Source organism: Syntrophales bacterium, from assembly GCA_030655775.1.
Taxonomy (GTDB): domain Bacteria; phylum Desulfobacterota; class Syntrophia; order Syntrophales; family JADFWA01; genus JAUSPI01.
The window spans coordinates 1-12,223 of sequence record JAUSPI010000268.1 but is presented as its reverse complement, the minus strand read 5'-3'; the positions used below and the strand labels follow the sequence as shown (position 1 = coordinate 12,223).

The following is a 12,223-nucleotide window of genomic DNA, read 5'->3' as shown; positions in this document are numbered from 1 at the left end:
ATAGAAAAGAAAGAACGCCTCATCAAGCTACTGCAAGAAAAGCGAAGCGCCCTTATTACCCATGCCGTCACGAAGGGCCTCGATCCGACGGTTCCCATGAAGGATTCCGGCGTGGAATGGATCGGAGAGATGCCTGCACATTGGAATGTGATGGCTTTAAAATATGCTACCGCGACAAGAAAAGGGGCGGTCAAAACGGGGCCCTTTGGGAGTCAATTATTATCATCCGAAATGATATCGGGAGAAATAAAGGTCTATAACCAACGTAACGTAATTGATCATGATTTTAGAAGTGGTGAAAATTATGTAACGAAAAAAAAATTTCATGAGCTCAAAGAATTCTCAATTTTCCCAGACGATGTTCTAATTACAACCCGTGGAACAATTAGTCAATGTGCTATATTTCCGTTGGATGCAGAAATGGGAATATTGCATCCTTGCTTGATACGTGTTCAGCCAAACCCACAGAGCATGATACCAAAATATTTAGCTTTAGTGATACAAGATAGTGAAATTGTTAAGTTGCAGCTTCTTCTTATGAGTAATGCAACTACCATTGATGTTATATATTCAGATTCCCTGAAAAACGTAAAACTTCCATTACCACCCGTTCATGAGCAAGAAGCAATTATTGATTATATACAATCAATAAACAAAAAAATCGGCATGCTGGTTACGAAAACTAAAGAAAGTATAACGTTTTTTAAAGAATACCGTACAGCCCTCATTTCAGCAGCCGTCACCGGCAAAATCGACGTTCGGGAGGAAGTCCTATGAACGATGATGTTCACTTGACTAATCTGCTGGACATATTGCAAAAAAAACCATCTGAAACGGAGTGGCTTGAATTCAAAGTCAACAGATACGATCCGCAAGTCTTGGGGGAATATCTTTCCGCGCTTTCCAATTCCGCCTGTGTGCACGGAAAATCCATGGGCTATCTTGTTTTCGGCATTGAAGACAAAACCCATGATGTAATAGGAACATCCTTTAATCCGGCAAAAGAAAAAGGCAAGGGAAATCAGGGCTTACAAATATGGCTTGCCATGGGATTACAGCCGAATGTCGGATTTCGTGTACATAGCTTTAATTATAATAAAAAACCGGTTGTTATTTTCGAAATCAACCCGGCGATTGACAGACCGGTTTCTTTTTACGGGACAGCATGGATTCGCATTGGGTCGAGCAAGACACAACTCTTCAATCACCCCGAAAAGGAGCGTGAGATTTGGCGGCGGCGAAAAGAAGTTGATTGGTCCTCCCAACTCTGCGAAAAAGCCACACTCAATGACCTGGATGCGGACGCCATTACAAAGGCTCGTGAAGAGTATAAAATCAAGCTCCCTCAACAAGCCGATGCCGTTGATGAATGGGATGACACACGGTTTCTGAATAAAATCAAACTCACAATCCGTGGAAAGATTACAAATGCCGCAATCATACTTCTCGGCAAACCAGAGTCCGCAACGCTTCTAACACCAGCCGTGGCGCGGATTACATGGCTTTTAAAGGACGAAAACAATAATGAAAGGGACTATGAACATTTTGATCCCCCTTTTCTGCTTAATGTGGACCGCGTTTTTGCCAAGGTACGAAACCTGAAATATCGGCATATGCCAAGCGGCACGCTTTTCCCTGTGGAGGTTGACCAGTATGATCATTGGACCATTCGTGAAGCCCTCCACAACTGTATCGCTCACCAGGATTATTATCTTCATGGCCGCATAAACCTTGTAGAAACACCTTCAATGTTAATGCTTACGAATGTGGGGAGCTTTTTGCCCGGTAGCGTTGAAACCGTAATCCGTCAGGATGTGCCACCAGAGGTGTACAGGAATTCCTTTCTGGCATCCGCCATGGTGAATTTAAACATGATCGACACGCAGGGAGGCGGAATAAAGAAGATGTTCCAAAGACAAATGAAAAGGTATTTTCCGTTGCCGGACTATGACATCGCATCATCTCCCGATAGGGTTGTGGTCAAAATACGGGGTGAGATTCTTGATGAACAATTTAGTCGACTTTTAATGAATCGAACTGATCTTGATCTGTGGACGGTTATACTTTTGGATAAAGTGCAGAAAAGAATGTCCATCTTGCGAGATGAGCACAAAATTCTTAAAAACCAAAAGCTCGTAGAGGGTCGATATCCGAATATATTTATTTCGTCCCGTCTTGCTTCGGTAGCAGGTGAAGAATTCCGACATATCCGCCATAAGGGTTTTGACAAAACATATTATAAAGACCTGATTATGGCTCTGATTAGAGAACATGGCCCTGTTACCAGACAAAAAATCGACAAACTCCTTTTGGACAAGTTACCTGAGATTCTTACTGAGAAACAAAAAAAGACAAAAATACATAATCTGCTATATGAATTGAGCATAAAGGAAGGAAAGATCGAAAATAAAGGATCGCGCAAATTTTCGCGCTGGTCGATTAAGTGAATGTTCAAGAAAAAAAGCAATAAAAAGAATAAAAAAGCAATAAAAAGAATAAGCTCTAAAACTAAAGAGGATGTTTTATCAGGACGTTATCTTATTGCTAATTACCGTTCGTTTTCTCTCAAAAGCAAAAGAACGAGCGTTATGGTAAAGAAAACTTTCGATTGTCATCAAAAGAAGTTTGAGAAAATGGAGACCCTTTTATGATCGAAATATCGGAAAGAGCCTTTGAAAGCGCCATCGAACATGCGCTTTTGAAGAACGGTCCCGATGACCCTGAGAAGAAAGATTCCGGGACAAAAGAACAAATGTTGAATTTCGGCGAATTTGTCCCCGGCGGGTATCAAAAGCGAGTGCAGGATGATTACGACCGGGCTCTCTGCCTGATACCCCGGGACGTGCTGGATTTCATCTATGCGACCCAGCCGAAGGAATGGGAGAAGCTCAAATCGCACCACGGGGCGGAGGTCAAAACACAATTCATGAAACGCCTTGCCTCCGAAATTTCACGGCGTGGCACCCTCGACGTTCTCAGAAAAGGGGTAAAGGACTCGGGGTGCAGATTCCAACTTATTTATTTCCGGCCTTCAAGCGGGCTGAACGAGGAACTTCAGAAACTTTATGAAGCGAATCTCTTTTCCGTCGTACGCCAGCTTCACTACAGCGAAAAGAATGAAAAGAGCCTTGACATGGCGCTCTTTTTAAACGGAATCCCCCTCTTCACCGCCGAGCTGAAGAACCCTTTGACGGGCCAGAACGTGGAGGATGCCATAAAGCAATACCGTTTCGACCGAGACCCGCGGGAACCTTTCCTGTCGTTTCGGCGGTGCCTCGCACACTTTGGCGTTGACCCCGACTTCGTTTTTGTGACGACAAAGCTGAAAGGCGCAAAGACGGATTTTCTTCCCTTCAACCAGGGCAGGTTCGGCGGCGCCGGAAATCCTCCAAAATCACCGACAAACGGCGGTTACGCGACTGATTATCTGTGGAACAGGATATGGTCCCGTGACAGTGTGCTTAATCTCATTCAGCACTTCATCCATGAAATCGAAGTGGAAGATGAAAAAGGGCGAAAAACAGGCAAGCGAGAGCTAATCTTTCCCCGGTATCACCAGCTCGATTCGGTTCGAAGGCTCGTTGATAATGCCCGCGCCTTCGGTGCCGGAACACAATACCTTATTCAGCATTCGGCTGGAAGCGGCAAGTCCAATTCAATAGCATGGCTTGCCCACCAGTTGTCAGTTCTCCATGACAGGGATGACAGGCGAGTCTTCGATTCTATCGTTGTCATAACTGATAGGCGTGTCCTCGACCGCCAACTTCAGAGAACTGTTAGGCAATTCGAGCAGACGAGCGGCGTCGTGGAAAATATAGATACCACAAGCCGTCAGCTCAAGGACGCCCTTGAGTCGGGCAAGACGATAATCGTGACGACGCTCCAGAAGTTTCCCGTAATTGTGGGAGAAATGAACGATCTGCCCGGAAGGAGGTTCGCCGTAATCGTAGATGAGGCGCATTCCTCTCAATCGGGTGAAAGCACAAAGAGCCTCAAGTCTGTCCTCGCATCGACAAGTCTCGAAGAGGCGGCCGCGGAAGAAGAAGGGAAGCCCACGGCCGAGGAAGAATATAATGACACAGTTCTCAAGGAAATGGAAAAACGCGGAAGGCTTCCAAACGTAAGCTGGTTCGCATTCACGGCGACGCCGAAACCGAAGACGCTGGAACTCTTCGGCGAAAAGAGCGACGACGGCAAATTCGAGGCATTCAGCCTCTACAGCATGCGCCAGGCAATCGAGGAGGGGTTTATCCTCGATGTTCTTGAGAATTATACAACATTCAAGGTTTACTGGAATCTTCTGAAAACCGTTGAGGATGATCCCCACTATGAGGAGGGAAAGGCAAAGCGGTTGCTTCAGTCCTTCGTCAATCTTCACGAGCACGCAATCCGGAAAAAGGTCGAGATTATTGGTGAACATTTTCACGATCAGATATCGTCCCGGATCGGCGGAAGGGCAAAGGCGATGATTGTCGCGCGGTCGCGGCTTCATGCCGTGAGATACAAGCTTGTGCTCGATAATTATCTGAAAGAACGCGGTTATCCCTACAAAACTATTGTAGCGTTTTCCGGCACGGTGCGCGACGAGGGAATTGACTATACCGAAGCCAATATGAATGGTTTTTCCGAAAGGCAGACGGCGGATGCGTTCAAGCGTCCTGAAAACCGGTTTCTTGTGGTGGCAAACAAGTTCCAGACGGGATTCGACCAGCCCCTGCTTCATACTATGTATGTGGACAAGAAAATCGGAGGGGTAAATGCCGTGCAGACGCTCTCGCGGCTTAACCGTGTCCATGACAGAAAGAAAGAGACAATGGTGCTGGACTTCGCGAATGACGCCGATAAACTTCGTGAATCCTTTGACCCCTATTATGAAAAGACCATTCTTTCAGAGGCCACAGATCCGAATCTCCTGTATGATCTCGAAAGGCAGCTCTCCGAGTTTCATATTTACGATAAGGAAGATATCGAATTATTTGCCCTCAAGTATTTTAACCCAAAAAAGACACAGGACGCACTTTATGCACTCCTTGCTCCCCCGGTCGATAGATATAAGGGGCTTGATGAGGAAGAAAGAATCAATTTCAGGGGAAAGCTGACGGACTATATTCGACTCTACGCGTTTCTGTCGCAGATACTGTCTTTTGCTGATGTCGATCTGGAAAAATTGCATGTCTTCGCCCGCCTGTTGCGGAGGATCATTCCGCCCGAACCGAATGACCTGCCCCGCGAGATCAAAGATAAAGTGGACATGGAATCATACAAAGTGCGGGAGACGTGGAAAGGAAAAATAACCCTCGAACGGGGTGATGGCGAAGTTGAGCCGATCGGGGTAAAGGGTGAGTATGGAACTTCGCCGGATCATGTAGAGGTGCTTTCCAGGATAATAAAGGAACTCAATGAACGCTTTGGATCCGATTTCAGTGATGAGGACAAGGTTTTTATAAAAACACTGGAAGAGAGGCTTGCGGAAGATCCGGCCCTTGTTGCGAGCGTCCGCGTCAATCCTCCCGAAAATGCCCGTCTGACGTTTGATCACGTCGTCGTTGACCGGCTTCAGGACATGGTGGACACAAACTTTAAATTCTACAAGCGAATAACCGACGACCGGGAATTCTCGAAATTCTTTATAGACTGGCTGTTTGACAGGTTTCGGAAAAGCGCTCAAGCAGAAGAATTAACGTGATTTGAAAAGGGCGTTCAATGCGGAACAAACAGGTGCAACATCAATTATTGTGTAACGAAAGGCTGTGGTTTAAGTTGTAAGCCTTCAAGATGATGTCAGAACCTGTTCAGATATCATGAAGACTGTATGAAACTTTGTCCCCAAAATGAAAACGCCCTTACTTCGAGGGCGTCGGGTTTAAAATAATCCGTTTTTAATGAAATATGAACTTTACAAAGATTTTCCAGCTTCTGATTGAATTTTTTAATCGTGAAGAAATTGACTATGCATTAATAGGCGCTTTTGCGCTTAAAGCATACGGATATGTGCGTGCGACACAGGACGTCGATTTTCTGGTGAGAAGGGAAAATCAGCCACGAATCATCAAATATCTGGAATCACTCGGATACGAGACTATCCATAAATCAAGTGGATACTCTAACCATCTGCATCCTTTTCTGAAACTGGGTAGGATTGATATCGTTTATGTTGCCGGTGATACTGCTGATACTATGTTTTCCGAGACAAAGCGGTTGTTGCTGCTGGGAGAAATTCACCTCCCTGTAGTGAAACCGGAGCACTTGGTAGCATTGAAGCTCTTTGCCATGAAAAATGATCCCGCACGCCGGCTGAGAGAACTGGCAGACATACAGTATATAATGTCATTGCCGGAGATTGATTTGGAGGAAGTTAAAAGTTATTTTGAAAAATATGGTCAGATGGATAGTTATGAGGAACTCATTCATGAAAAAAAATAAAAAAGAACTGGATCTCGAGAGCGACATTAACTTGACCGAAGACGATCTGGTGTCCATGAGGAGACGTCCCGACAATTCAGCGCATGATATCAGAGATTATTTGGAATTTCTTGAAGAAATGGGGACATCTGGGGCAAAAAGAGCTCCAACGAAATACTATGGGGAAAATTTTGAATTGTGATCTGAATATAAGAGGGACAGATGTATAAGTTTCTGTTCAGAGATAAAATTGAAAAGATAGGAAAGAAAAACAATCAAACAAAAAAAGAGAGGTGACTGATATGACGGAAAAGAAAAAACAGCAACTGCCGAAGCCTACGATGAGCAGTACAAAAAAGGAAATGCTCGATGCCTATAATGAACTGTTAAAACAGTTTCAGGAGCAGCGGGAGGCGGAGCTGAAGCCGGAGAAGAAGGTTGAGGAGAAACGGGCAAGAGAGGTCCTTGAGGTTGCAGACTCACTGTCATCCGAAGGTGTTGTAAAAGGAATCAGTAATCTTAAGCTCGACATGAGTAAAATGTTGACTGAGATTTCAGATAAGCTGGAAAGCGAGGTAAATAAACTTAATGGTATCCGGAAGGCGATTGATATCAAGGAGGAGGAATTAAAGGAGCTGTACGAAATTGAAAAGTCGGCGGCCACACTGGCCGCGCTTATAGAAGCCCAGAACCGGAAGCGGCAGGAATACGATTCCGAGATGGCCGTAATGAAAGAAAACCTTATGCGGGAAATTGAAAAAACTCGCTCGGAATGGGAAAAAGAAGAAGAACAATATGAGATGGAAATAAAAGAGCAGAATGCTGCTGAAAAGAAGAAAAGAGAACGGGAGAAGGAAGAATTCCAGTATGCCTTTAAGCGGGAACAACAGCTTTCCAAAGATGAATTTGAAGATGAAAAAGCGAAACTTGAAAGAGAAATTCAGCTTAAAAGAGAACAGATGGAAAAGGACCTGGCGGAAAGGGAAAAGGTGATAAGCGAAAAAGAAGGAGAACTGAACGAACTGCGACAAAAAGTGGGCGCATTTCCCAAGGAACTGGAAGCAGCCGTCAACAAGGCCGTGAAGGAAACAACCGAAAGAATTACAAGAGACGCCACCAGCAAGGGACAATTGCTGGATAAGGAATTTGAGGGCGAGCGAAAAGTGTTTACCACCCGCATCGAATCGCTTGAAAAAACGGTTGAAGTTCAAGCCGAACAGATTTCAAAACTTTCAGGACAGCTCGAAAAATCATATCAAAAGGTGGAGGATATCGCAGTCAAGGCGATAGAAGGTTCATCTAATCTCAAGTCTCTTTCAAATTTACAACAGATGATGGTGGATCAGGCAAAGAAACATGAGTAAAGAAAACAGGAGAAGGGCTCATTTTTGAAAAATAACCAATATAAGAAAGTCTGGTGAACTGAACAGTGAGCGCATTCCCCGCTGCTTGCGGCGGGGTTAGCGAGCGAATAAAATCAACAAATTTCCTTACCCCGATAAACGGGATAAGTGCGTTAACGAATTTGCTTTCTACCAGAAAGCAAATCCTAACTTACTAAACAGTCGGAGATTCCCCGTAGCTTGCTGCGGGGAGATTCAATACCATGAAAGAACCGGAAACAAATCCGCATTTAGGGGTGGCTATTCTGGAGGTTGTGGAGAATCAGCTAAGGGGGTACTGTCAGTGAAAGATCAAAGTCCCACGATTAAAGAGTGGCGAAGACTTTACGAAGTCGCAACAGAATTTAAAAAAATAGAATGCTGGGATTGGATGTACGATAGCGATCTGTTTGGGGTTCAGAATCCGGATGACGGGCAAATTGGATATTGCTGTGTTCTGGGGAATTTTGGAGAAATGTTCGGTATGACTATGTATCTGGGATCGGAGGGTCTTGGGGGATACCTCAAACTCCAATCCGGTGAAATTACTGAAACCGATCCCGATGTGCTCCATTATCAAAAATGCCTCATGATTTCCTTTGAAGACAGGGATTATTTACAAAAAGAAGATATTCAATTAATAAAAAAGCTTGGTTTAAAGTTTCGTGGACGAAACGAATGGCCCATGTTCAGAAGTTACAGGCCGGGTTATGTTCCGTGGTTTCTAACAAAAGAAGAGGCGTTGTTTCTGACTGCCGCTATAGAACAGGCCATTGATGTGGCTTTGCGTTTTGAAGAAGATGAAGATTTACTCACGGCGCCCGGCGGAAATGAATATTTGATAAGGATTCCTGATAAAATTGAAGATATTATTCTCTGGGAAGATAGATGGATGAAACCCGCTCCCGTGGAAAAAACCAGGGTGTTAGATGACCGGGTCGATGAAGTCAGGATACAAAAGATCAAAAAGGGGGCTGTCAAAACGGACTCCATCTGGGAAATCGAAATTGCCTTTGCTCCTATGCCTGTGGGGGAGAAAAAAGAAAGACCCTATTTCCCCAAAATGCTTGCAGTAATGGATCATCGCTCAATGATGGCTTTAGACCTTTATATGTTTGAAATATGGAGCGACGCTTCAGAGTTCAGAAATCATTTTCTCAGCTTTTTAGAAGAGAAGGGGATTCTGCCACAGGAAATACTGGTAACGAAAGAGGAGACGCTTCAGATTATTGCACCCATTGCATCGTTGCTTAAAATCCGAGTAAAATCAGTTTCAAGTCTCTTGGCATTTGAAGAGCTTTATTATGGAATGATTGATTCTTTGTAAATGGGGAACAGGTTATCATTGACACGTTCGTAAAAAGTCAGTTTTCTTCGCTCAGAACCATTTTGGGGATGCTGACATTGCCTGGCTAAAAATCTAAAAACTCGTGCTAATGCACTCAAACAATTAGATTTTTTTAACGCCAGTCACTGCCAGCATCTTTTCCCCAAAATGCTTAGATTCGCTATGAAAAGACTTTTTACGAGTGCATCTATCCCCTTATATTGCAACGATTTTATGTGTGTTATGCAAACATCTAAGAGGATAAAATATGATTATTTTCGTAACAGGCGGGGCCAGGGGCGGTAAGAGCGATTTTGCCCAGGATCTGGTGGAAAAATTGAGTGGAAAGAGGCTGTTCCTGGCTACTGCACAGGCCCTTGATGATGAGATGCGCCAAAGGATTGAAAAGCACCGGGAGCAGAGGGGAAACCGGTGGGATACCCTGGAGGAGCCGGTCCACCTTGGAAGGGTGCTGAGGTCGGCGGCGGGCTCATATGATGCGGTCCTTGTTGATTGTTTTACGGTCTGGATGTCCAACCTTCTTCTTGAGTATAATCCCCCCATCCCCCCTTTACTAAAGGGGGGGCAAAGGGGGATTTTACCCTTTAATAAAGGGGGGATGGGGGGATTTTCAGATGGAAAGATATCAGAAATTGTGGATGATTTCTTTTCGAGTATAGATGAGTTTAAGGGAACGATTGTAATAGTTTCCAATGAAGTAGGGATGGGGATAGTCCCGGAAAATAAATTGGCAAGGAAATACCGGGACCAGCTCGGTTTCCTCAATCAGAGGATAGCGAGGAGGGCGGACGAGGTTTATGCTCTTATCTCCGGTATTCCCATCAAAATAAAGTAGAGCGTTTGGCTATCATCCGCCAGCTTTCAGCAAGGAAAAAATATACAACAATGAAAAATTGTAACACTTTAGCTGTTTGAAAAAAGTAATGATTACTACTAAAATCCCCTCTAACTCCCCTTTAAAAAGGGGAGAACCTTATGCTCTCCCCCTTTTCTAAAGGGGGATTAAGGGGGATTTCAAATGGCTAAGGTGTTATGAAAAATCAAATCAGGAGAAGAGAGTGAGAGATTTACAGAAGATACTAAACAGCATCCAGCCGTTGGACAAAGACTACCTGAAGCGGGCAAAGCAAAGACTTGACAGCCTTACAAAGCCTCCTGAAAGCCTTGGCAGGCTTGAAGAGATTGCCCAGAGGTACACGGCTATTAGAGAAGATTTGAACCCATCCATTGATAAAAAGGTGATATTTACCTTCGCCGGTGACCATGGTGTTGTGGAAGAAGGTGTAAGCGCCTATCCGGGAGAGGTTACAATCCAGATGGTTTTGAATATGCTTTCCGGAGGCGCTGCCATAAATGTGCTCGCGGGCCACGTGGGGGCGGAGGTAGTTGTCGTGGACATCGGGGTGGCTCATGATTTTGAACCCGCCGAAGGCCTTGTTATCAATAAAATAGGTTATGGGACAAAGAATTTTTCTAAAGGTCCTGCCATGACCTACGATGAGGCCCTGCGGTCGATAAAAACCGGTATCGGTCTGGCCGACGAATATGCCGGAAAGGGTGCGGATATCGTGGGAACGGGGGAAATGGGTATAGGAAACACCACTCCTTCCAGTGCGATCCTGTCCGTATTTACCGGCCTGCCGGCATTGGAAGTGACCGGCCGGGGCACGGGTATTGATGACGGAGCACTCCGGAAAAAGGCGGAGGTGATAGAAAGCGGCATAAAGCTGAATCGACCGGACCCTGGAGATCCTGTAGATGTCCTGGCCAAAGTGGGCGGATTTGAGATAGGGGGGATAGCCGGGCTCATTATAGGTTGTGCCTTTCACCGGATACCGGTTGTAGTCGACGGTTTTATCTCCACAGCGGGTGCCCTGATAGCCGTTGCGCTGAATCCCGCGATAAATGAATACCTGTTCTGCTCGCATCTTTCTTCCGAAGCCGGACATAAGCAGATGCTTGAGCGTTTGGGGCAGAAGCCGATTCTCGATTTAGATATGAGATTGGGGGAGGGGACGGGTGCAGCTATAGCCATGTCTATAATCGAGGCCGCCGTAAAGATCATGACAAGGATGGCGACCTTTGAATCGGCAGGTGTGGATAAGGCACTGAAATAATGAAGGGATTTCTTGCAGCATTACAGTTTCTTACCATAATCAGGGTGTCAAGAGATCCTGACATTACAGGGGAAGATCTTGGCAGGTCGATGTCCTATTACCCTGTCGTCGGTTTCCTCATCGGTTTGACACTCGTGGCCGTCAGGGCTGTCTTTAGCCTTTTCCTTCCTTTGCCTGTCGTTGATATACTTGTCATCGCGGCCCTGGTAATACTTTCGGGCGCTCTTCATCTCGATGGTTTCGCCGATACGGTTGACGGTCTGGCCGGAGGGAGAGACCGTGAAAAAACCCTCGCTATTATGAGGGACAACAAGATCGGTTCCTTCGCCGTCGTCGGCCTGATACTCCTTCTGATATTGAAGGTATCTGCCCTGATGGAGGTACCCGCTGAAATAAAAAACTCAGCCCTTCTGATAATGCCTGTTTTAGGGAGGTGGTCAACGGTTCAGCTGGCATCCGGCTTCAGTTATGCCAGATCCGGAAACGGAACAGCCCTTGTGTTTACCCGGTTTGCGGGGAGAAAAGAATACGTTATCTCCACACTTATAACTGCAGTCATACTAATTGGTCTCTTTCAACTAAGGGGATTGGTGATAATGCTTCTTATCGCAGCCATTACACTTCTTCTCGGTCTCTTTTTCAAAAGGCGTATCGGGGGGGTAACGGGGGATATCATGGGTGCGGCGAATGAGATTAACGAGGTTGTTACACTTCTAATGATATGCGGACTTTTTGCCGTGTAGGACGGAGAGCCAGGTGGATATTCATACCAGATTATATTTAGTAAGACATGGCCAGGTGACAAATTATTTGGATGGGACGTGTAATGGTCATAATGATGTTGATATAACGGAACTCGGAATCGGGCAGATGGAGGCCGTAGCGGATAGACTGAGAGATGAAAATCTGGCGGCCGTCTATTCCAGTGACTTGATCCGCACCATAAGAGGAGGAGCGATAATTGCCAAAGCCCA

The 12,223-nt window shown here is 45.4% G+C and carries 11 protein-coding genes; all 11 read left to right on the top strand.

Annotation, left to right across the window (positions count from 1 at the left end; all coding sequences use genetic code 11):
* A partial coding sequence (locus tag Q7J27_15060) for a restriction endonuclease subunit S (protein ID MDO9530458.1) occupies positions 1-777 on the top strand: 777 nt, incomplete at its 5' end.
* On the top strand, positions 774-2,447 hold the full coding sequence (locus Q7J27_15055) for a putative DNA binding domain-containing protein (GenBank protein ID MDO9530457.1): 1,674 nt from the start codon (positions 774-776) through the stop codon (positions 2,445-2,447). The genes Q7J27_15060 and Q7J27_15055, both read left to right, overlap by 4 nt.
* A gap of 200 nt (positions 2,448-2,647) precedes the next feature.
* Positions 2,648-5,686 (top strand): type I restriction endonuclease, encoded by a 3,039-nt coding sequence (locus Q7J27_15050; GenBank protein ID MDO9530456.1) that lies wholly within the window; start codon positions 2,648-2,650, stop codon positions 5,684-5,686.
* A gap of 203 nt (positions 5,687-5,889) precedes the next feature.
* Positions 5,890-6,423, top strand: a complete 534-nt coding sequence (locus Q7J27_15045) for a nucleotidyl transferase AbiEii/AbiGii toxin family protein (GenBank protein ID MDO9530455.1) — start codon at positions 5,890-5,892, stop codon at positions 6,421-6,423.
* On the top strand, positions 6,410-6,604 hold the full coding sequence (locus Q7J27_15040; protein ID MDO9530454.1) for a hypothetical protein: 195 nt from the start codon (positions 6,410-6,412) through the stop codon (positions 6,602-6,604). Before Q7J27_15045 ends, Q7J27_15040 begins: the two co-directional genes overlap by 14 nt.
* A gap of 100 nt (positions 6,605-6,704) precedes the next feature.
* Complete coding sequence (locus Q7J27_15035) at positions 6,705-7,766, top strand: hypothetical protein (protein ID MDO9530453.1); 1,062 nt, start codon at positions 6,705-6,707, stop codon at positions 7,764-7,766.
* A gap of 322 nt (positions 7,767-8,088) precedes the next feature.
* Entirely contained in the window at positions 8,089-9,111 is a 1,023-nt protein-coding gene (locus Q7J27_15030) for a hypothetical protein (GenBank protein MDO9530452.1), read from the top strand.
* A gap of 268 nt (positions 9,112-9,379) precedes the next feature.
* A complete protein-coding gene (cobU, locus tag Q7J27_15025) occupies positions 9,380-9,967 on the top strand; it encodes a bifunctional adenosylcobinamide kinase/adenosylcobinamide-phosphate guanylyltransferase (GenBank protein ID MDO9530451.1) in 588 nt (195 codons plus the stop codon).
* 223 nt (positions 9,968-10,190) lie between these two features.
* Positions 10,191-11,249 carry a nicotinate-nucleotide--dimethylbenzimidazole phosphoribosyltransferase gene (gene cobT / locus Q7J27_15020; GenBank protein MDO9530450.1) on the top strand — a complete coding sequence of 353 codons (1,059 nt, stop codon included), beginning with the start codon at positions 10,191-10,193 and terminating at the stop codon, positions 11,247-11,249.
* On the top strand, positions 11,249-11,992 hold the full coding sequence (cobS, locus tag Q7J27_15015) for an adenosylcobinamide-GDP ribazoletransferase (GenBank protein ID MDO9530449.1): 744 nt from the start codon (positions 11,249-11,251) through the stop codon (positions 11,990-11,992). The genes cobT and cobS overlap by 1 nt, the downstream gene beginning before the upstream one ends.
* 13 nt (positions 11,993-12,005) lie before the next feature.
* Positions 12,006-12,223: histidine phosphatase family protein (locus tag Q7J27_15010; GenBank protein MDO9530448.1), on the top strand; the 218-nt coding region annotated here is incomplete at its 3' end.